At 56.4% G+C, this 19,694-nt stretch carries 19 protein-coding genes; 11 read left to right on the top strand and 8 right to left on the bottom strand.

All coding sequences use genetic code 11. The features are described 5' to 3' along the window. Positions 1–25: 25 nt before the first annotated feature. The 3 genes from ACYQ04_RS05275 to ACYQ04_RS05265 are packed head-to-tail and all read left to right on the top strand — an operon-like array spanning position 26 to position 2,086. Entirely contained in the window at positions 26–1,294 is a 1,269-nt protein-coding gene (locus ACYQ04_RS05275; RefSeq protein WP_460127891.1) for an MFS transporter, read from the top strand. Between the two features lie 53 nt (positions 1,295–1,347). Next, the gene (locus ACYQ04_RS05270) at positions 1,348–1,716 is read left to right on the top strand and encodes a roadblock/LC7 domain-containing protein (protein WP_460127890.1); all 369 of its coding nucleotides are present in this window, start codon (positions 1,348–1,350) and stop codon (positions 1,714–1,716) included. Between the two features lie 10 nt (positions 1,717–1,726). Beyond that, the gene (locus ACYQ04_RS05265) at positions 1,727–2,086 is read left to right on the top strand and encodes a hypothetical protein (RefSeq protein ID WP_460127888.1); all 360 of its coding nucleotides are present in this window, start codon (positions 1,727–1,729) and stop codon (positions 2,084–2,086) included. Here ACYQ04_RS05265 and ACYQ04_RS05260 read toward each other — a convergent pair. After that, positions 2,079–2,594: a cob(I)yrinic acid a,c-diamide adenosyltransferase gene (locus ACYQ04_RS05260; protein WP_460129908.1), complete on the bottom strand. Its 516-nt coding sequence runs from the start codon at positions 2,592–2,594 to the stop codon at positions 2,079–2,081. The two genes, ACYQ04_RS05265 and ACYQ04_RS05260, sit on opposite strands and share 8 nt — an antisense overlap. An 89-nt stretch (positions 2,595–2,683) precedes the next feature. Between ACYQ04_RS05260 and ACYQ04_RS05255 the strand changes: the two genes are divergently transcribed. After that, positions 2,684–4,537, top strand: coding sequence for a DUF4350 domain-containing protein (locus tag ACYQ04_RS05255; protein ID WP_460127886.1), 1,854 nt, complete (start codon positions 2,684–2,686; stop codon positions 4,535–4,537). Between the two features lie 15 nt (positions 4,538–4,552). On the opposite strand, the gene ACYQ04_RS05250 is transcribed toward ACYQ04_RS05255, so the two are convergent. From ACYQ04_RS05250 to ACYQ04_RS05240, 3 genes are all read right to left on the bottom strand, one after another. Continuing rightward, complete coding sequence (locus ACYQ04_RS05250; RefSeq protein ID WP_460127884.1) at positions 4,553–5,380, bottom strand: translation initiation factor eIF-2B alpha/beta/delta subunit family protein; 828 nt, start codon at positions 5,378–5,380, stop codon at positions 4,553–4,555. A gap of 9 nt (positions 5,381–5,389) precedes the next feature. Further along, positions 5,390–6,088 (bottom strand): RAD55 family ATPase, encoded by a 699-nt coding sequence (locus tag ACYQ04_RS05245; protein WP_099210639.1) that lies wholly within the window; start codon positions 6,086–6,088, stop codon positions 5,390–5,392. A gap of 130 nt (positions 6,089–6,218) precedes the next feature. Further along, on the bottom strand, positions 6,219–8,066 hold the full coding sequence (locus ACYQ04_RS05240) for a prolyl oligopeptidase family serine peptidase (RefSeq protein ID WP_460129906.1): 1,848 nt from the start codon (positions 8,064–8,066) through the stop codon (positions 6,219–6,221). A 163-nt stretch (positions 8,067–8,229) separates the two neighbouring features. On the opposite strand from ACYQ04_RS05240, the gene ACYQ04_RS05235 reads away from it, so the two are divergent. The 5 genes from ACYQ04_RS05235 to ACYQ04_RS05215 all read left to right on the top strand — a co-directional run bounded on the left by ACYQ04_RS05235 (position 8,230) and on the right by ACYQ04_RS05215 (position 14,100). Then, a complete protein-coding gene (locus ACYQ04_RS05235; protein ID WP_460127881.1) occupies positions 8,230–9,492 on the top strand; it encodes a cytidine/deoxycytidylate deaminase family protein in 1,263 nt (420 codons plus the stop codon). After that, on the top strand, positions 9,489–10,118 hold the full coding sequence (locus ACYQ04_RS05230) for a hypothetical protein (protein ID WP_460127879.1): 630 nt from the start codon (positions 9,489–9,491) through the stop codon (positions 10,116–10,118). Before ACYQ04_RS05235 ends, ACYQ04_RS05230 begins: the two co-directional genes overlap by 4 nt. 274 nt (positions 10,119–10,392) lie before the next feature. Beyond that, positions 10,393–11,553 (top strand): bifunctional 3,4-dihydroxy-2-butanone-4-phosphate synthase/GTP cyclohydrolase II, encoded by a 1,161-nt coding sequence (locus ACYQ04_RS05225; protein WP_460129904.1) that lies wholly within the window; start codon positions 10,393–10,395, stop codon positions 11,551–11,553. Between the two features lie 12 nt (positions 11,554–11,565). Beyond that, positions 11,566–12,039, top strand: a complete 474-nt coding sequence (gene ribH, locus ACYQ04_RS05220; RefSeq protein ID WP_460127878.1) for a 6,7-dimethyl-8-ribityllumazine synthase — start codon at positions 11,566–11,568, stop codon at positions 12,037–12,039. A gap of 213 nt (positions 12,040–12,252) precedes the next feature. Next, positions 12,253–14,100, top strand: coding sequence for a hypothetical protein (locus ACYQ04_RS05215; RefSeq protein WP_460127876.1), 1,848 nt, complete (start codon positions 12,253–12,255; stop codon positions 14,098–14,100). Here the strand turns inward: ACYQ04_RS05215 and ACYQ04_RS05210 are convergent. Genes ACYQ04_RS05210 through thiC form a run of 4 tightly spaced genes read right to left on the bottom strand, consistent with a single transcriptional unit; the run spans position 14,088 to position 17,542 of the window. Further along, positions 14,088–14,672, bottom strand: coding sequence for an IMP cyclohydrolase (locus ACYQ04_RS05210; protein WP_460127874.1), 585 nt, complete (start codon positions 14,670–14,672; stop codon positions 14,088–14,090). The genes ACYQ04_RS05215 and ACYQ04_RS05210 overlap by 13 nt on opposite strands. Continuing rightward, entirely contained in the window at positions 14,669–15,601 is a 933-nt protein-coding gene (locus ACYQ04_RS05205; RefSeq protein WP_460127872.1) for a formate--phosphoribosylaminoimidazolecarboxamide ligase, read from the bottom strand. The genes ACYQ04_RS05210 and ACYQ04_RS05205 overlap by 4 nt, the downstream gene beginning before the upstream one ends. Then, positions 15,598–16,257 carry a phosphoribosylaminoimidazolesuccinocarboxamide synthase gene (locus tag ACYQ04_RS05200; protein WP_460127870.1) on the bottom strand — a complete coding sequence of 220 codons (660 nt, stop codon included), beginning with the start codon at positions 16,255–16,257 and terminating at the stop codon, positions 15,598–15,600. The genes ACYQ04_RS05205 and ACYQ04_RS05200 overlap by 4 nt, the downstream gene beginning before the upstream one ends. A gap of 4 nt (positions 16,258–16,261) precedes the next feature. Continuing rightward, positions 16,262–17,542, bottom strand: coding sequence for a phosphomethylpyrimidine synthase ThiC (gene thiC / locus ACYQ04_RS05195; RefSeq protein WP_460129902.1), 1,281 nt, complete (start codon positions 17,540–17,542; stop codon positions 16,262–16,264). A gap of 94 nt (positions 17,543–17,636) precedes the next feature. Between thiC and ACYQ04_RS05190 the strand changes: the two genes are divergently transcribed. Together ACYQ04_RS05190 and thiD are read left to right on the top strand one after the other, a co-directional pair. Then, on the top strand, positions 17,637–18,389 hold the full coding sequence (locus ACYQ04_RS05190; protein ID WP_460127868.1) for a sulfide-dependent adenosine diphosphate thiazole synthase: 753 nt from the start codon (positions 17,637–17,639) through the stop codon (positions 18,387–18,389). Positions 18,390–18,393: 4 nt separating this feature from the next. Further along, a complete protein-coding gene (gene thiD, locus ACYQ04_RS05185; protein WP_460127866.1) occupies positions 18,394–19,677 on the top strand; it encodes a bifunctional hydroxymethylpyrimidine kinase/phosphomethylpyrimidine kinase in 1,284 nt (427 codons plus the stop codon). The last annotated feature ends 17 nt before the right edge of the window (positions 19,678–19,694 follow it).

Raw genomic sequence — 19,694 nt, 5'->3', positions numbered from 1 at the left:
AGAGTTAAAGAACACGGTGGTTGGTATGGAAAGCTCCAGAGGCCTCGGCCGGAACTTCTGGCTCTTCGCCATCGGTCGCTTCATCTCCCAGCTCGGCTGGGCGGTTCAGGACGTCGCCTTGCCGCTCTACGTGCTCGACCAGACCCACAGCGGTTCGATGATGACGCTCTTCATCCTCGCCGAGATAATCCCCTCAATCGTCGTCATGCCTTTCGCCGGCGTCGTCGGCGACAGGTATAATAGAAAGTGGCTCATGGTCGGCTTCGACCTGCTCAGGGGAGTTCTCCTCTTCGGCGTCATAGCCTTCAACTTCCTCGGCATCTACCAGCTCCTCGCCGTTCAGGTCGTCATGGCAATCCTCGGCTCGTTCTTCTCCGCTGGAACCGGGGCCATGTTCCCGGATTTGGTGGATAAGGAGCTCCTCGAAAAGGCCAACTCGACGGTTGCCTCTCTGACCATAATAGCGCGCCTCCTCGGTCCCGCTTTGGGCGGTTTAATCTACGGAATCGGTGGTATTAGACTAGCGATGCTGATAAACGCGGTAAGCTTCTTCGGCTCGGGCCTGTTTGAGATGCTCATACGGTACGAATGGAAGGCGAAGCCGATTGAGGACATCGGCCAGGTGTTGAGCGACATAAAGGAGGGTGTCCGCTTCATATTCAGACACAGCTACCTTAAGACCCTGATGACCTTCGCGATATTCATGGGAATCTTCGGGGCGCCCTTCGGTGCCGTCCTGCTTCCCTACGCGATGAGGGAAGTGCTCAAGTTCACGAGCGTCCAGTTCGGCCTCATGGAGAGCTTCTTCATGGGTGGAGCCCTGCTCGGAAACATCTTCATAGCGGTGAAGTTCGGTAAGAACGCCGGAAGGTTCCTGTTCAGGGCGATGTTCATAAACGGCTTCGTCATGGTGGTCTTCATTTGGCTCATATCCCCTGCTTCTGGCCTGGGAAGGAACGAAGCCTTCGCCCTACTGATGGCCGTTGCAATCGTCATGGGAGTTGCCGAGGCCTTCATAGACATTCCGATACAGTCGAAGATTCAGCGCGCCGTTCCGAGTGAGGTTCGCGGCAGGGTCTTCTCAGCCCTGGGAATCCTCACGAACATAGCGACACCCCTCGGCCTAGTCCTCGTCGGCCCCCTTCTGAACATCTACCCGGCGTGGCTCGTGGCGTTCGGGATGTGGTTTGGTATGGCCGTTGTGGTGGTCTACTACTGGGTGAAATACCGGGATGTCCTTCTAAAAGACGTTGGCGGGCCACCCGAGGGGGAAGTGATGAATCCGAGGCCGTAAAACTTTTAAATACTTTTTGTAACTTTTGTTGACGAGCTCGTGGGGGTGGTAGAATGAGCGCGGTGGACCTCGTGATGGGTAAAATACTCACGGACATGCTGGAAATCGACGGGGTCATAGGTGCGATAGTGGTCGACAAGGACGGCCTCGTCATCGAGTCGGCGATGAAGAAGAACCTCGACCGCGAGGCCATCGCCGGGGTCCTTCACGAGCTCGTTTCTGCCATAAAGCTGATGGGCAACCAGTTCGGGGCAGGAGAACTCAAGGAGGCCATTCTCGAGTTCAAGAACGCCAGGATGTTCACAAACCCGATAGGAAGCGATTACTATCTGATAGTCATCGGCGACGCCGACCTCAACCTTGGCAGGATGAAGCTTGAGCTCAGGAAGGTCCTTCCAAAGCTCGAGGAGATGCTCTACTGAGGTGGTCGCCATGCCCATCCGTCTCCTTTCCTTTTTGTGGAAGGACAAGCCAGAAATCTATGAGATGGTCATCACCCAGGACGGCCTCAGCCTCGAGGGCAACGAGAGGCTCGGGGCGCACATAGAGGACGTTCTGCATTACATCGAGAAGAAGGCTGGAGAGCTGGGCCTTGAGGGGAGCGTAGAGGTCTTCATCCGCAACGGGAAGAAGGTGATAGCGATAAAGCGAATCGGCGGGCTCGGAGTTGCCGTTGTCAGCCCGAGCCTTGAAGAGGCCGAGAAGGCATTGAAAGACGTGGAAAGCAGAGCAAACGAGCTCCTTAGCGACCGCTACGAGGAGGCAATGGAGGAGTACCGGCGCTCTATTTGACCTCCTTCAGCTTCCCCTCGCGCTTTTCTATGAGCCTCGCCATCACAAAGAGCAAATCGCTGAGCCTGTTGAGGTAAACCAGAGCCTTCTCCCCTATGCCGACCTCGAGGTAGAGCCTCGCGACCTTCCGCTCGGCCCTTCGCGCTATCGCCCTGCAGACGTCGAGCTTGGCACTCGCCACCGTTGAGCCCGGCAGGACGAAGGCCCTTAGCTGGAGCTCGTCTTCGTACTTCCTCGTGAGCTCCTCAAGCCAGCGAATCTCATTATCCCCGACCTTCGCGTACTTTCCCTTGCTCGCGAGTTCCGCCATCAGGTCATAGAGCTGAACCTGGACCTTCTCGAGAATTTCAACCATTTCATCAGGCACGTAGTGCTTTGCCTCGCCGATGAAGCTGTCGAGTTCGTCAATCGTTCCGTTTGCCTCCATTATCATTGAGTTTTTGATGATTCTCTCGCCGGTGAAGAGGCCGGTCAGGCCTTTGTCACCCGTCTTGGTGGTTATCGGCATGTTACTCACCGGTGTTTTTAACTTTTGGATGTTTATTAGGCTTCCGGAAGACTTTTTAAGGGGACGGCTGAAGACGAGCGGGTGATGCCATGTCGAATAAGGGCCTCTGGTCGCTGGTGATAGTTCTGCTTCTGCTCGGAGGTCTCGTCGTCCATCCCGTCTTTGCCCAGGACACCCAGTACGAGGTTAAGGTACTTAAGCTCCCGCCAAGCGACGATACCTATGTCAAAAACGGCAAATACAGCGAGAGCAACTACGGAACTGCCTACAAGCTCTACGTTGGAAACTACAAGGGAAACGTTGAGAGAATCTACATTAAGTTCGACCTCGGAGAGCTGAAATCAATACTGCCACCTGGGGCAGAAATCGTCAGCGCCACCCTTCACATGTACACTTACTACGGCACGGACGAGAAAACGATTCGTGTCGATGCCTACGAGGTTCTGGATGATTCATGGAGTGAGAACTCGCTCACGTGGGAAAACCAGCCCGCCCACGGTAGTCTCCTCGACAGCGTGGCAGTTGGACCCCAGGGTAAGGAGTGGTCCGTTTGGAACGTCACCTCCTTCGTGCGCTCCAAGCTCAGCGGGGATGGAAAGGTCAGCATTGCCCTCATAGCAGAAAACGAAACCGAGATATCGGACTCGGCTGGCTACACCTCAAAGGAGAGTAAGTTCACGAACGACCACCCGTACCTGGAGATAGTTTACAGGGTGCCAGTTAAGAAGGAAGAACCGCTTCCAAAGCCCAAACTGGGAACGAGGGGACTCGGGCTCAGTTTGTACTACTCCAGGGAATACGCGGTGTATAAGTCAACTTTTGAGGACCTCGTAACGACGGTTTCAACCCTGCTGGGAGAGCTCAATGCCTCAAACGCAACAATCCCCGAGAGCCTCATGGAAGAGATTGAAAGTGTGAACCGCACGATTGCGGAAATCCAGAAGGAGTACTCCCTCTATGAGAACTTCTCCATTGAGGCGCACTCCAAAACTCCTCTCCTATACGTCCCCGCGATGATTCACATACGACGCGCCACGGTTCTCTTAAAGTCCACCCTGCCGGAACTCCGCACACTCGCCGCCGAGCTGAAGGACCTCTACAAAAAGGTTAGCGAAAGCCCCAGTACTCCCGTTTCGAACGAGACCGGCCAGACCTCGACGAATCAGACGACGGAGAACGTGACAGCGCCTTCCAACGTCACCTCCAATCAAACGGCCGTCAGCAACGCGACAACGACCCACGTGACCCGTGTTCTCATAGACCTCTCGCACGGCCAGCACTACTTCACCAAATACGGCTTCAAGGGCCTTGTTGAGGACATAAAGAAGCTCGGCTGGAACGTCAGCGTTACTCACTCTCCGCTCACCTACGATGAGCTGAAGAAGTACGACGTGGTTATACTCGCCAATCCTAGAACGAAGCTGAGCAACGAGGAGATAAGCGCCCTCAGAAAGTACGTTGAGGAAGGAGGAGCACTCTTCGTGGCCGGTGACTGGTACAAGTACCTCAACCCGACCCTCAACGAGCTCCTCGAAGGCACCGGCGTCCAGTTCGAGAAGACCGAGCTCATGGACGACAAGGAGAACAGCGGAAGGCCCTACTATCCGTTCGTTGGAATCTATAACAGGGATTGCCCGGTAACCAAGTTCATTCCCGAGAACTGGAAGATGTACTACAACGGCGATACCCTCAACGTTACCGGCGATGCCGTATGGATAATCCGGGGCTACAAGAGCTCCTACGCGGTTGACGCCAGCAAGAACACAGTTCACGAGAGGGGAAGCGAGCCGGTCGTTGCGGTGGCAGTAACCTTCGGAAAAGGTAAGATAGTAGTTTACGGCTCGAGCAAGGCCCTGAGTGATGCATACTATGGCAAGTACATCAAGAGCAACTGGCCCTTCATCAAGGGCGCTCTCCTCTGGCTCGTCGGCGAGGAGAGCTGATTCTTTCCCCTTTTCTTAAATTTCCCTTGGCGGGACGAGAATCCCGAGTTCCGTTATTATGCCCCTCACGTACCGCCAAGGGGTAACGTCGAAGAGGAAGTTCCTCACGCGGTAGCCCTGCCTCGCGTAAGGTCTCTCGAGTATTTCAACCTCGTCGCTCTTGAGTTCTGGATGGAGCTTGAAGCTCTCGGTTGCGACGTAGAAAGGAACGCCGTTATCGTGGCACGCCAAAGCTAGGAGATATGTGCCGGCTTTGTTCACAACCGCCCCGTCGCGCGTCACGTTGTCGGCACCGACCAGGGCTATCGTGGCGTTCCTCGCGAAGAGGCCGAGCTGGGCGTCGGTGATTACTTCGAAGCTGATTCCTTCCCGTTCGAGGGCGCTCGCCAGCGCTATCCCCTCGTAGTCCGGGGCGCTCTCGGTGAGGATTACATTGAAGTTCACCCCCTTGGCCTTTGCCGTCCTGAGTATCTCAAAGACCGCCGACGAGAAGGAGTGCGTTATAACCGTGTCGCCGTCCTCGATGAGCTCGCTTCCGATGTTGCCGATTGTCTTCTTCGCCTCGTCAATCAGACGGAGGAACTCTTCCGCCCGGGATTTGACGAGAAGGGGGTTATCCGTTACGGGAATGAAACGCGAGAGGTTGTAGAGCGAAGCCATCGTCGGGTTTATCCTTGGAAGCTCGTGCCTGAGCTCGATGAGGGCCTTCCTCAGCTCGTCGCCCTCAAGAAGGTCTGCCAGAATCAGGTAAGCTTCCGCCCCCCGTCTGGCCATCCAGCTCGCACCGCGTATCCTCTCGGCGCGGAGTTCTTCAAGAACGGATTTGACCTCTGGCGGAAGCATTTCGAACCCTCACGGCACGGTTCTGTCGGGGTGAACCACCATGCCGCTCTCCGTTATCTCGTAGGGCCTTATGACGTTGTCGAAGCCGCTTCCGCGGAACTTGGTGATTTTGATGGCCCTCATCAGCTTTCCATCGCGCTCGAGGAGCTTCATCTCGATGACTCCGCTCACGAGGTACTCCTCGATGTCGGTCCTTTCGAGCTCTGAGGTTATAAGGACCGTCGCCTTAAGACGCATCATGCTCTTGACGAACGTCAGAAACGCCCTGCGGTAGTCAATCTCGTCCTTTGTGGCCAGCTTGAGCATCGTTATCGGGTCAACGACCACCCTCGAGTAGCGCCTGACCCTGAACTGCTCCTTTATTGATTCGGTGAGCTTGTTGAGGTTCTTGGCGAAGGTCTCAAAGAAGTCCTCAACAAGGACGTAGTGCTCGGTTGTTGGGGTTGCGTCTATGAGGGTGAAATCCTCGTGGTAGACGTCGAAACCCATTCTCCCGAAGTCCTCCCTTATGTTCTCCGCCGGCTCTTCGAGGGTTATGTAGAGCACGCTCTCCCCGTTCGCCACTCCTGCCATCGCAAAGTGCATTGCTAAGGTCGTCTTTCCGGTTCCGGGTGAACCTTTAACGAGGTAGACCCTTCCTGGAATCAGCCCACCGTGAAGCATCACGTCAAGCCCAGGAACGCCCGTTGAAATTCTCCCCGCAACCATAGTCTCTCAGCCATAATTTTTAACGGCGTTCCCAATATAAGCTTATCTCTTTCCGTGGAGGCCGAATACCTTTCGGAAGAACTTTGAAAAAAGGAAGGGGCGAGAAAGGGAGGACTAACCCACGTGGAAATCATGAGAGAGCCTTGAGCACAAAGGCGAGCAAATCCGTAAGCTCCCTCGCCCTCGTCTCAGGGGAAGCACCCATGTGTCCGCTCTTGGTCTCAACGCGGAGGTAAACCGGCGCTCCAAGCTCCTTCAGCCTCAGGAAGAACTTGATAGCGTGGGCGGGATGCACGCGGTCGTCGTGGAGGCCGGTGTAGATGAGCGTCGGCGGATATTTAGCAGGCCTGACGTTGTGGTAGGGACTGTACTTCAGCAGGAACTCCCTGTCCTTCGGGTCGTCGGGATTGCCGTACTCCGGAACCCAGACGCTACCGATGTAGAGCTTGTGGAAGCGCATCATATCTATGACGGGGTAGCCTATCAGCGCCGAGTCCATTACGTCCGGCCTCTGGACGAGCGTGGCCGAGACCAGAAGACCGCCGTTGCTCCTGCCCCACGCCGCTACCCTGTATCCTTCACTCTTCAGCTTCTCAAGGACGGCTATGAAGTCGTCGAAGACGTTCTGCTTGTTCTCCCTCATTCCCGCCCTGTGCCACTCCTCGCCGTACTCGCTCCCACCGCGCAGGTTGGCCATTCCGAAGGTTCCCCCGCGCTTTATGAATGGAATCGCCTGCGGGAAAAAGCGTGGCGTCAGTGAAATGTTGAAGCCCCCGTACCCGAAGACCCAGGCTTTCTTCTCGTCCCTCTCGCCCTTAACGAGGAAGTAGTGAACCCTCGTCCCATCCTTCGAGACCGCGAAGTCCTCCTCGACCCTGAAGTTCCCCTCGATTTCTTGTCCCTTGATGAGCTTGAGCTCTCCATCGAACTCGTAGAGCCGGTATGGGATTGTGAAACTCTCGTAGCGGAGCAAAACCCTCTTTCCGTCGGCGTCGAGCGGGTAGACGCTCCCCGGGAGGTCGAAGGTTATCTCGTCGAGCTTTTCCCCGTCGAGTGAGTAAACCTCAAGCCCCTGACTCGCGTGCACGAGCCTGCCCGCGAGGATTTTATCCCCGACCAGAACAGCCCACTCAAGAGGGAACTCACCTTCGGGGATTACCTCCTCGACTTTTCCGCCCTTAACCGAGATGAGCTTTCCTAAGCCCTTCCCCTCCCTCGTCAGGAGGTAGAGTTTGCCATCGCGGACATCAACCGGTTCAACCGGAACGTTCGCTGAGTAAACCTTCTCCCACTTCTCCGGCTCGTCTATTGGGCCAACGTAGATTTCCGCGCTGTTCCAGCCGAAGGTTACCGTAACCATCGCCATTCTCTTGTCACTGCTCTTCCTCAGCGAGATGAAGTAGCCAGACCCGAGGCCCTCTCCGAAGACGAGTTTTTCTCCGCTCGCATCCTTCCGGAAGAACCTCTCGGCGGGGGCTTTAACCCCGTCTGGAGTTTTCCCGTGCCTGTAGAAGCGGGCGAAGTAGTAGCCGTCATCGAGGAAGGTGACGTTCCACACCGACGGCCTGAACTCCTCGATTAGCTCGCCGGTCTCGAGGTCGATGATTCTCGTTATCCCCTCGTCGGCACCGCCTATCGAGAAGCTGTAGGCCAAGAGCCTGCCCTTTCCGTCCGCGGTGAAGCCCTGAAGGAGAACCTCGTCGTTAAACTCCCTCTCAAGCTCCTTCGAGTCAACTATAGTTTCTCCGCCGAGCCACCTGATGACTTGCCTGTCCCTCTCGCGGTACATCGCCACAACGCCCTTCTCCGTCAGCTTCGCAGAAACAAGAGTTGGAATCGAGTAGTACTCCCAGACCTCGGGGAAGAGTTCGTCGCTGAGGTCTCCTATGAACTCTCTAAACCTCCTGTTCTCCTCCTCGACGAGCTTTAGAACGCGCTCGTCCCTCAGGTTCTCGGCCCATATGTATGGGTCTTCCATGAAAATCACCGTCTTAACGTTCGGCCCAGACCATAAAAACCTTTCGTTGTTTCGAGTAAGGAACAAAAATTTGAAATTTTGGAACAAACTTCCCGACATGCGCCGGGAGGACGAGCACTTCATGAGAATCGCCCTCGGGCTCGCGAGGCGCGGCGAGGGCTGAGTGAACCCGAACCCGATGGTTGGGGCCGTCATCGTCAGGGACGGGAGCAGCGTCAGCGAGCGCGTGAGCCTCGGGCGCTTAAAACCCTGGGGCAAGAAGGTGGCCGTCTTCTTCAACGTTAGAGAGCCGATTTACGTCAAGCTCCTCATCACCGCGGGAAACGGCGTTTTCATGAGTTCATGGGTGAGGCTTGAGCCCTCTTACGGGCCATACACCGTCCCGGCGGCTTACGGGACCATCAGCAGGGAAGTGAGACCGCAGTTCATTCCCGCTTTGATTGGAGCGATAGTCATCGTGGGGACCACCGTGTGGAACCTGTACGATATGTACAAGGCGTGCACTAAGTACGGCGTCGATTCCGTGGAGTGCAGGCTTCAGGGTGCGTTCGTTGTGGTGGGTCTCGCTCTCTCTGGCGAGGAGGACGGGTTTAAGATTGTCTCGAAGCTCGGCGAGAAGTTCGGAGTGTCCGAGAAAATTTACAGCGTTCTCAAGCGGGTGGGGGTAGTAGATGACGAGGACAACGTTCTTAGGAGGTTCTTCGGAATCTTCGATGACGTAGTCAAGCACGGTGATGACGCCGCGGAAGCCCTCGACGACCTCGCTGAGGCAGGCGTTTCAACGGAGGCAATTGAGGAAGCCGTCAATGAGGGCGTTTCACTAAGTGCACTCAAGGATGTTGTGGAGCACGGCGCTACGCCGAGAGAGGTTGCCGAGGGAATTCAGGAGGCTAAGCGCGTCGTTGCCAACCATGCCTTTGACGAAAGGATTACCAGCAATGGGCTGCTGTACGTAGTAGGGGAAGTCAACGGTTACGCCGTGGGCATAATAGGGGACAGCGAAAGCGAAGGCCTCATCCACATACTCCTGAGGCACGTCTGGGGGTACGAGATGACGAGTCCAAAGAAGCCCGTTACAGATTTCTGGCCTTTGGGTCAGAAAATCATAGTGAACGGTGAGGTTAAGCAGTTGCCCATGGTCTTTGACAGTGAGGAGGAGCTGATGGAGTTCCTTAATGATGTGCTGAAGAGGGCGCTTGAAAATTCCGAGTACAGGGAGGAGTTCCTCAAGCATATAGGAGAAGGCAAGAACTTTAAAATTCTGGTGGACCTTAAGAAGCTTGGAATGCACGTTGATGGGATTGACGTTGTTAGGCTGGAGTTCAAGTTCGAGAAGGGTGAGTTCGTGCTGAAGACGGCGTATCCGGAGAAGGGTAATGCTGTGTGGGAGTATAACAGGTATCTTGGGTGGGGGGTGAAAAAATGATTGAGTATTTTGATTTGCGGGGAAGGCACATGTTTGTAAGGGTCTGGACGGAGTACGTGCCCTCCCCAGACCCCTTCACTTTAGTTTTTATCATCGACAACACAATACTCCTCGGAACCTGCTGGAACAACAAACTAGAAGGAGCTGCTGTGGCTGTTCATGGGGTTTTCCAGGAGTTGTTGATGGCCAGCAGTCACATGTTGAGGCCAGATGACCCGGAGGTTCAGAAGTATTCTCAGTCTGAGAGAAATATCGCCGAGTGGGATAAGTTCCAGCTGGGGGACGAGCCAGTAGTGTTTAGGACGACTCTTAATTCGGAGGCGGCAGGATTATACTACTTCTGTGCCACTGAAGACACTGCAAGGATTTACTACCACAATCACCTCCTCGAATTCACTAATTGTCCTGAATTCAAGGGTAAGCATAAGGGTGTTGTCGAGCTTCCCCTTAAAGAGTTCGTTGAGGATGTTTTGAAAATCAGCAGGGAGTACCTGGAGAAGTACGCTCCGCTCATCGAAGAGGTTCGCTTCAAACACGAAGGGAAAAAAGAGAACTACAACTTCCTCTGGGAGCTCTATCAGGAAGTAGAGGAGCTGTACAAGAAGAAGTTCGGACTAGATTCATGACTTTCTCTGCTGGTGGATGGAAGGATGCTGGACAGGGCATTGTCCGGCCCCAGCTGCAGCGATGTTGGGCCTTCCGGTCCAGCAGTACTGTGATGGACATAATAGTCCATCGGTTTAATGTGTACCTTTTTCTTTTAAAAGCCTCGCCCTAAAGGGTGGGGGAGGTCAGTTTGAGGGCTTCCTCGTCCTGGACCTCGTCGTCCAGCCCGGATGATTTTTCCATTTTTGGAACAAACCTTTAAAAATGATGTTCTTTTTACGGAACATGATACCAATGGACCTTAAAGAAATCCGGAGGGTAATCCTCGACGGAAAACCCGTCGTGCTGGTGGACGATAGAAGGGAGTTCGAGGCCGATTTGGTTTTTCCGGCAGAGCTTGCCTCTGCCGAGGTTGTGAACTTCATGCTTTCCGCTAAGGGCCTCCTCTGCCTCACGATGGACATGGACGAGGCCCTGAGAAAGGGCTTCTTCCGCCTGCCGAGCAAAGAAGGTGAGACGAACTTCCTCGTTCCCCTTGATTACCAAGAAACCTTCACGGGCATAACGGCGGAGGAGAGGGCTTTGACAGCCAGAAAGCTCGCCGAGGGGCTGGGGGTTGAGGCCTTCCGCTACCCCGGTCATCTGCACCTCCTCGGCGGGATTGGGCTCAACAGGCGCCGCGGGCATACGGAGAGCTCGCTCGAGCTCATGGAGTTCCTCGGCTTCAGGCGCTACGCCCTGATAATCGAGCTCCTCGACGAGAGGGGCGACTCCCACAACCGCGGGTACGCGCTGGCCTTCGCTGAGGAGCACGGCCTGCCGGTTATCACGACGGACGACGTCTGGAAGGAGTTCGTGAAAAGGAAGCAGCTGATTAGAGTTTACGCCAACGCGAGACTGCCTACAAGGTACGGAGAGTTCAGGATAATAGCCTTCGAGAACGAGCTCGACTTCAAGGAGCACGTCGCGATAGCCAGGGAGCCCTACGGCGACGTTCCTCTCGTCAGGGTGCACTCGAAGTGCCTCACGGGGGACACGCTCGCCTCCCTCAAGTGCGACTGCGGAAGTCAGCTGGCCAATTCACTGAGGATGATAGTGCAGGAGGGCGGGATTCTGCTCTACCTCGACCAGGAAGGGCGGGGAATCGGCCTGAAGGAGAAGGTTAAGGCCTACGAGCTCCAGGACAGGGGATTGGACACCGTTGAGGCCAACGAAGCGCTCGGCTATAAGGCCGACGAGAGGACCTATGAGGCCGCCTTCCAGATGCTTCGCGCGCTGGGCGTTTCAAGGATACGGCTGATGACCAACAACCCGGCGAAGGCCAGGGCTCTTGAGGAGCTCGGGATGGAGGTCGTCGGGGTAATCCCAGTTCCCGGGGAGGTCACCGAGCACAACAGGCCCTATCTTAGGGTCAAGGCCGAAAAGCTCGGCCACAGGCTTCCTTTTGAGGTTTAGGGGGGTGTTGCTGTGGAGGTGAGGACGTTTGAGGGAAGTTTCAAGGGGGAGGGTCTCAGGATAGGCGTCGTGGTGGCGCGGTTCAACGACCTCCTCACGGAGGAACTCCTTAAAGGTGCCCTCGACTGCTTCGAGAGGCACGGCGTTGAGAGGGTCGACGTCGTCAGGGTTCCCGGTTCCTTCGAGATTCCGCTGATGGCCAAGAAAATGGCCGAGAGTGGAAACTACGACGCGGTCTTGGCTTTGGGGGCGGTCGTAAGGGGCGAAACGATGCACTTTGACCTGGTCGCCGGCGAGGTCTCCAAGGGCGTCGCGAAGGTCTCGCTCGACACGGGCGTCCCAGTCATCTTCGGCGTCATAACGGTTGAAAACGAGCTCCAGGGGCTGAACAGGGCCGGAATAAAGGCCAACAAGGGCTTCGAGTACGCGATGGCAACCCTTGAGATGGCAAATCTGGGGCGCTCGCTGGGCATATTCGGGAAATAATCCTGTATATTGGACATTTTTTATAACTTTGGACATTCTTGTATACATGGAAATTCTTATAAGATTGTGCGAAAATATGCAGATTGCCACATACAAATCCAAGGAGGTGCTTGAGAGTGCGCAGGTTTGCATCCGTTTTGTTGATGGTAGTGATGCTTTTGGCCCCCCGTGCCGCTGTTCCATCCATGGGCGGGGGCCGCTCCAAGTGAGCCCATGAGCGTCCAGCACAGGGACTGGGGCACGGGGGGAGAGTTTGACGTCCAGCTCAACCTCGGGGGCAAGTACGACTGGAGGGTCTACGTGAGGCTTGTGGGCGCCAACGTTTCCGGCCAGTGGAGCGTTGAGAAATCGAGTTGGAGGGACTGGACCGTTTTCACGCCCCTCAGCTGGAACAGGGGACCAACGGCAAGCTTTGGGTTCATAGTTCAGTCGGGTAAGGCGAAATCAATAGTTCTCGTCGTGAACGGCAAAGTTTGGGATGTCTGGCCGAAGGGCGCACCAGTTCCACCCTTAAATCCAGGTAACGGTACGAACCCGTCCCCCTCCCCGGTCACGGGTTCTTGGGTAAACGTCACCAACCCCGATAACTCAACCTCCCTCTACGTCGCGTACAAGGTTGCGAGTGATAACGGGTCGGTCCTGACGGTTGATATTCACATCGCCAACCTCAACCGGAACTACACATGGGATGGCTACTGCTTTGACCTCAGGAACATCAGCTTTGAAACTACCGGGAGGATCCTCTCCATCGGATACGCAGAAGGGGGAAGCCCGAAGTACTACGTCAACGGCAGCCGCGTGACCCTCGATCTCACCTGGAGAAGCGTCTTCCCCCTAAACACCTCAGTCACGGTCGTTGTCAGGATCGCGAAATCCGGCTCTGATCCGGTCCCCCATAATTTTAAGGTCAACTATCTACGTGGTCCCGTCGTTTACCCCAGCATTGGAGCCCTTCCCGCGAGCTGGAGGCCGGGTAACTTCACGCTCTCAGATCTCATTGGCAATCCTTCCGAGTACTACAGCCCGAACTTCACGCCCGAGCTCAACGGCGTAATCGTTTGCCACCCACCCAGCAGGACGCAGATAATTATAGGCCTCGCCAACATAACATATCCTCTCAACCTCGCCCGCGGCGCCAGGATGTGGGTTCCGAACAAGTACTTCGCCATGGGACTTGCACTTGCGTACGCTTGGTTCAGGATAAACCCCAACTATCTTATGGCGCTCGCCGCCAAGGAGAACTGGGGAACCGCGGTTACAAAGGACCCCTCCTTCAAGGGCTTCAACGTCACAATCAACGGCCAGACTTACCACTGGCCTGTTCTCATAGACCATCCGGACGGCATATTCCAGATTGAGAGCGAGAACTTCATCCAGCTCACCAAGTACTACCCGGACCTGTTCCCGACCAACGCCTCCCACAACGCCTACCTTCAGGTCTCCCTCAACCCAAAGAACCCCGCATGGATACGCTCCCCCATAACAGCCGCCATAAGCCTTACCATGGAGAGGGAGCTCCTCTACGCGGCCATTGGAGAGAAGTACAACGAGTTCCTGCGCGAGGCTAAAGACCCATGGGCCGAGACTGAGATACTTGACTACGGCTACAACAGGGGTATGGGTTCTGTCGCCGCACTCAAGGTATTCTCAAGCAACTGGGAGAAGGCCGTAAACGCACCCGTCCTGTGGAAGGCCCTCAACATGGAGGGCTTCGGCGGCCACGTGCCGACTGTCGTCAACATAACTGCAACGATGGACATGGAGACAAGGGACGTCTACGACGCCAACATAACGTGGAGCGACATCGTGTACTTCTTCAACATTGTCCGCACCAGCTTCTTCAGGAAGGGTGCTATAAGCCAGGAACAGTGGAACAGGATGATGGAGAACGTCCACCAGGCCTACGAACTCCTCTCACAGCACTGGGGCGGCGACCACATATCCTACCGCTACGACTTCCTCACAATACTCAGGGTTGCGATGAAGTTCTGGCCGAAGCCCCTCATCCCGAGGCCGACGGGCAACGACTGGTACTACCAGGCCAGCAACTACAGCCCGTGAACCTCCCACCCCCCTTTTCCTTTTACCACCCCGATGGCGAGCACCTTCTTCTCGAAGGGAAGCTCCAGAGCCTTTCTCGCAAGCTCCTCGGCGCTTTCAAATGCCGGGAACTCAAGCTCGGTGAAGCCGAGGCTGTAGGTTGCCGTGACGAAGGCCTTTCCTTCCCTCAGCTTCAGTTCCCTCACCCAGAACTCCTCCCTTCCTGCGAAGCCGAGCCAGCCTTTGCCGTCGGTTCCGGTTATCCCGGCTATCCTCGGCGTGCTGTAATCATCTCTCTCGTAGTCGAGGGCATCAAGAACGTGGATTAGGGCCTTCTTCGGGCTTTCCCACTCGAGGGCCTGGGCTATGAAGTCCGTCTGGAGGCCGTTCGTGACGACGGCGTATTCGCTGAGGAGCCTCACCACCGGGTAGCTCACGTAGGGGTTGTCCGTTTCCGTCAGGTTCTCGATGTAGACGGCGTTTTCCCTCACGATCGCCCTCCTCCTCGGAAAGGAGCGGGAGCAGAGGAGGTAGAAGGCGAAAGGCCTGCCTTTCATCAGCCCGATCCCGAGGGTTCTGCCAGTGTAGGTCACGTTACCACCTCCCCGAGCCGGTCTTCCTCGATGGCCAGCCTGATTTCCCGCGCCATCCTCCTTCCGACGCTCATGGACTCGTCCCAATAGAGCCTTCCGTACCAGTGGAGGGCGTTCGAACCGCCGTCGATGCGCGAGGCGAAGCCTATCGCCCTAAAGCTACCGTCGTAGGCGAAGTGGAGCGCGAAGGGACCGATGATTCCGGGCGGTTCGAGCTTTTTCATGGCTTCCACGAATGCCAGACCGTAGTCGTAGAGCCTCGGAAGGAGCGATTCCCTCAAAGCGACGCCAACGTTCCCCGCTATCATGTAGGGGAGCGGTTTCGCCGGCCAGCGGGCATTTCCGTCGGCGATAACTACCCTCTCGTCGACGCCGAGGAGTTCGAGCCTTCCCAGAATCGGCGAGTAGAAAAAGTGGACGTAGAGGTAAACGCCCGGGACGAACTCCTCTATCCTGTGGGGTTCCTTAAGCTCCCCTACCTTCTCATCAAGCTCCTCCCCGCGCGCTATGAAGTGCCCGCTCCCTCCCCTCGGTCCCTCAAGGCGGACGAAGTAGAGCTTCTCTGGCTCAACCTCATCGGGCGCGATGACCCGGACCCTTGGAATTCCCGCCTCGTCGAGGGCTTTATCCTGGAGTTCAAAGCTGGTTTCCCACTTGAGGAAGCGCCTGTTGCCGAAGAACTTTGCTTTAGCTCTCTCTATTCTCTCAAGGCCGAGGTAGGCCACGAAGGAGCCGTGAGGGATTACTATTCCGTCGTCATCGAGAATCGCGCCCATGTCTTCAGTGACCACAAGCTCGTCCGCGAGCCTCGTGGAGGCGTAGAAAGCTTTTCTTTCGGGCTTCACGTAGAGCTTCGTCCTGAACCCCTCGTCTTTGGCCCCGAGGAGAATCTGAAGGGAGGAATGAGACGCTATCGTCGAGATTATCATCCAACCACCTCCGAGAGTTCCTCGCGCGTCAGAATCCTCCCGTTCCTCGCAACGCGCATGGTATCTCCGCTCAGCTCGTCTATGACGATTAGCCCGCCGTCAAGCCTGCCGAACTCGAGCTTGAAATCAACGAGCTGGAGGCCCTTCGAGGAAAAGAACTCCCGCAGGATTCCCGCGACCTTTCTGGTGGTTTTCTTCATAGCCTCAACCTCTTCTCTGTTCGAGATTCCGAGGGCAATAACGGCTTCCTCCGCTATGAGGGGGTCGTCGAGCGAGTCGTCCTTCAAAGTGAACTCCACTATCCCAAGCCTCTGGAAGGGCTTCACCCAGTCTTTGTAGCGCCGAAGGAAGCTCCCGTAGGCCAGCTCGCGGTAGATGACCTCCAGCGGAATCCTCTCGGCCTTCAGGAAGCGGGCTTTTCTATTGTCAATCCTCTCCACGAAGTGCGTCTTTACGCTGTTCCCCTCAAGCAACCTGAAGAAGAATTCGGTCTGCTTCAAAACGAGGCTTCCCTTTCCGGCTTTCTCGCCGATTACCTCGTTGCCCCCGCTGTCCTCCCTGCCTTCCCTCCCGAGAACCGTGTCCTTGAAGTGGAAGATGAGAAAGAGCCCGTCCTCGTAAACGTCCTTCGTCTTGCCGGAATAGACGAGCCTCAAGCTCTCACCCCTTCCTCAGCATGTCATTGATGAGCTTTATCGCGCAGAGGTCGCCGCACATCGAGCAGGCCTCTGTCTTCGTCGGTCTCTCCTTCCTTATCTCGATGAACTTCTCCTTATCCCAGCTCAGCTCGTACTGCTTCGCCCAGTCGAGCCTTCCCCGCGCGACGCTCATGAGGTAGTCCCGCCTGAAGTCCTCCTCGAAGCGGGTCAAATTGACCGCGTGTGCCGCTATCTTCGCCGCTATAACTCCCTCGCGGACGTGCTCGACCGTCGGCAGTCCGAGGTGCTCGGCTGGAGTAACGTAGCACAGGAAGTCCGCGCCGTTCAAAGCCGCTATCGCTCCCCCTATGGTCGAAGTTATGTGGTCGTAGCCAGGGAAGATGTCGGTAACGATTGGGCCGAGGACGTAGAAGGGTGCGTTGTCAGTTGCAACCTTCGCGAGCTTTATCTGGGCCGGAATCTGGTCAATCGGCACGTGGCCCGGTCCCTCGACCATCGTCTGAACTCCGGCTTCTCTCGCGCGCCTTACGAGCCTTCCGAGGGTGTAAAGCTCGGCAATCTGAAGCTCGTCGCCCGCATCCGGAAGACCGCCGGGCCTAAGCCCATCGCCGAGACTCAGAACAACGTCGTACTCCTTGGCGAGCTCGAGGAGGTAGTCATAGTCCCTGTAGAACGGGTTCTCCTCGCCCCAGTGGAGTATCCACGCCGCGAGGAAGGTTCCCCCACGCGAGACCATGCCGACGACTCTCTTTACCCTTTTCATCTTCTCGACGACTTCTTTCGTAACCCCAACGTGAATCGTCGTGTAGTCAACGCCGTCCCTGAAGTGCTTCTCGACGGCCCTCCACATATCGTCCTCGCTCATCTCGATGATGGCCTTTCCTTTAGCTAACATCTCCTCGGCGGCCTGGTAAATCGGTACCGTTCCGATGGGCACGTCAACGGCGTGCATGATGGCCTTCCTTATCGAGTCAAGGTCTCCACCGGTGGAGAGGTCCATTATCGTGTCGGCGCCGTATTTCACGGCGACCTTAGCCTTCTCTATCTCCGCCTTAACGTCCACTATGTCGCGCGACGTTCCAATGTTGGCGTTGACCTTAACGCGGACGACGTTGCCCACCGCGACCGGCTTAACCCAGTCGTGGCGGACGTTCCTGAATATCACAGTATGCCCCTTTGCCACGCTCCTCCTGAGTTTCTCGGCGCTTATCCCCTCCCGCTCGGCGATAAACTTCATCTCCTCCGTGATTATCCCGCGCCTTGCATCCTCAAGCTGGGTCATGCCAATCACCCGGTTTTAAAACCCATTTATAACAAAGTTTTTAAATTTCAAAACTCAGTTTTGAGCGGGACTTAAAAGGTTTTGGGTGGTCGCGATGCTTAGGGAGATAGAGATAAGCAGGGCGATAATAGAGGCCTACACTTCCGAGCTTCTCGAAAGCCTGAGCCTCGACGTCGCTATTGTGGGTGCCGGCCCCTCGGGGATGGTAGCGGGATACTACCTCGCCAAGAACGGCGCGAAGGTGGCAATCTTCGAGAAGAAGCTCTCAATCGGGGGCGGAATCTGGGGCGGTGCGATGGGCTTCAACAAAATCGTCGTTCAGGAGGAAGCTAGAGAAATCCTCGACGAGTTCGGGATAAACTACAGGCCGTTCCGGGAGAACCTCTACGTTGCCGACGCCATCGAGACGGCTACGACGATAGCGAGCAAAGTAGTAAAGGCCGGCGTGAGGTTCTTCAACATGGTTGAGGTTGAGGATTTGGTTCTCAAGGAGAACCGCGTCGCGGGAATCGTAATCAACTGGACGCCGGTGATGATGACGGGCCTTCACGTGGACCCGCTCACGGTCGAGGCGCGCTTTGTTGTTGATTCGACGGGCCACGGGGCGCAGATAACCCAGCACATCGTCAGGCGCGGTCTCCTCCAGGTTCCGGGGGAGGGGCCGATGTGGGCGGAGAAGGGGGAGGAGCTGACTGTGAAGAACACGAAGGAAATCTTCCCGGGCCTCTACGTCACGGGAATGGCCGCCAATGCAATAGCCGGAGCGCCGAGGATGGGTCCGATATTCGGCGGGATGTTCCTGAGCGGACGGAAAGCGGCCCTCGAAATCCTCGAGAAGCTGAGGTGATGGAATGGCCGTCCTGATTGTAGCTGGCCTCGACACCGGGGGAGGGGCCGGTTTAAAGGCCGACGTCGAGACGGTCTCCGCCCTGGGCGAGCACCCGCTCCCGGTTCTGACCGCTGTCACCTACCAGAACCCCTCGGAGGTGAGGGGCTACCACGCCCTTCCGCCCGAGGTTGTAAGGGAACAGATACGGGCCGTTAAGGACGGCTTTGAGGTTAAAGCGGTTAAAATCGGGATGCTCGGGAGCGGTGAGGTTGCCGGGGTCGTGAGGGAAGAGACTGAAGGCTTTATCCGGGTTTTCGACCCGGTGATTGCCTCAAGCACCGGAAGAAAGCTCATTGACGACGCTGAATCGCTCAAGACCCTCGTTTCCGGCTCGATAGTCACGCCCAACGTCCCGGAGGCCGAGGCGCTCACTGGAGTTAAAATCCGCTCGGTTGAGGATATGGGAAAAGCCGCGAAGGCCCTCGTTGAGGACCTCGGCGCGGAAGGCGCAGTCGTAACGGGGGGACACCTTAACCTCACCGACGTCCTCTACTGGCGCGGGAGGTTCTACGAGTTCCCGGGAGAGAAAGTCGAGGGCTTCACCCACGGAACCGGCTGTGCCTTCTCCTCGGCTTTAGCGACGTTCCTCGCCAAAGGACTTGAGCTTCCGAAAGCCGTCGAGATAGCGAAGCGCTTCGTTGAGAACTCCATCAGGTTTTCAAAGGCGGAAGCTAAGGCCGTAAACCCTCTCTGGGAGCTGGAGAAGGACTCTTACCGCTGGAGGGCCGAGAAGGAACTTGAAAAAGCGGTTGAGGAGCTGGTGGCCTTTGGAGAAAGGCTCAACCCGCACGTTCCGGAGGTGGGAACTAACTTCGCCCTCGCGACGCCCTTTGGAGAAGTCTTCGCCGTCAAGGGCAGAATCGTCCGCTATGGGAATACCGTAAAGCCCGTCGGCCCCGTTGAACTCAACGCCAGCGACCACCTGAGAAGGGCCCTCCTCAAGATGCGCGAGTTCTATCCGGAGCTTAAAGCGGTTCTGAACCTCCGCTACTCGGAGGGGCTGATAGAGAGGGCGAAGGAACTCGGCCTCGTCGTTTCGTTCTACGACCGCAGGGAAGAGCCTGAAGAGGTGAAGAGGGCAGAGAGGGGGACTATGGAGTGGGGCATCGAGACGGCAGTAAAGAGGGCCGGAGAAAGGCCCGACGTGGTTTACCACCTCGGCGACTGGGGCAAGGAGCCGATGGTTCTGGTCTTTGGGAGGGATGCGCGGGAGGTCGTGGAGAGGGTGCGGAAGCTCTTGGGCTAACGTTTTAACTCCCTCTT

It is taken from the genome of Thermococcus prieurii (assembly GCF_054657655.1).
Note: the sequence above shows the minus strand (reverse complement) of the source record. Positions and strands in the feature narration are given on the sequence as shown.

Bases quoted from the DNA above. Each gene is read 5' to 3' on its own strand.
- ACYQ04_RS05275 (WP_460127891.1), top strand. From the start codon at position 26: ATGGAAAGCTCCAGAGGCCTCGGCCGGAACTTCTGGCTCTTCGCCATC.
- ACYQ04_RS05270 (WP_460127890.1), top strand. From the start codon at position 1,348: ATGAGCGCGGTGGACCTCGTGATGGGTAAAATACTCACGGACATGCTG.
- ACYQ04_RS05265 (WP_460127888.1), top strand. From the start codon at position 1,727: ATGCCCATCCGTCTCCTTTCCTTTTTGTGGAAGGACAAGCCAGAAATC.
- ACYQ04_RS05260 (WP_460129908.1), bottom strand. From the start codon at position 2,594: ATGCCGATAACCACCAAGACGGGTGACAAAGGCCTGACCGGCCTCTTC.
- ACYQ04_RS05255 (WP_460127886.1), top strand. From the start codon at position 2,684: ATGTCGAATAAGGGCCTCTGGTCGCTGGTGATAGTTCTGCTTCTGCTC.
- ACYQ04_RS05250 (WP_460127884.1), bottom strand. From the start codon at position 5,380: ATGCTTCCGCCAGAGGTCAAATCCGTTCTTGAAGAACTCCGCGCCGAG.
- ACYQ04_RS05245 (WP_099210639.1), bottom strand. From the start codon at position 6,088: ATGGTTGCGGGGAGAATTTCAACGGGCGTTCCTGGGCTTGACGTGATG.
- ACYQ04_RS05240 (WP_460129906.1), bottom strand. From the start codon at position 8,066: ATGGAAGACCCATACATATGGGCCGAGAACCTGAGGGACGAGCGCGTT.
- ACYQ04_RS05230 (WP_460127879.1), top strand. From the start codon at position 9,489: ATGATTGAGTATTTTGATTTGCGGGGAAGGCACATGTTTGTAAGGGTC.
- ACYQ04_RS05225 (WP_460129904.1), top strand. From the start codon at position 10,393: ATGGACCTTAAAGAAATCCGGAGGGTAATCCTCGACGGAAAACCCGTC.
- ACYQ04_RS05215 (WP_460127876.1), top strand. From the start codon at position 12,253: ATGAGCGTCCAGCACAGGGACTGGGGCACGGGGGGAGAGTTTGACGTC.
- ACYQ04_RS05205 (WP_460127872.1), bottom strand. From the start codon at position 15,601: ATGATAATCTCGACGATAGCGTCTCATTCCTCCCTTCAGATTCTCCTC.
- thiC (WP_460129902.1), bottom strand. From the start codon at position 17,542: ATGACCCAGCTTGAGGATGCAAGGCGCGGGATAATCACGGAGGAGATG.
- ACYQ04_RS05190 (WP_460127868.1), top strand. From the start codon at position 17,637: ATGCTTAGGGAGATAGAGATAAGCAGGGCGATAATAGAGGCCTACACT.
- thiD (WP_460127866.1), top strand. From the start codon at position 18,394: ATGGCCGTCCTGATTGTAGCTGGCCTCGACACCGGGGGAGGGGCCGGT.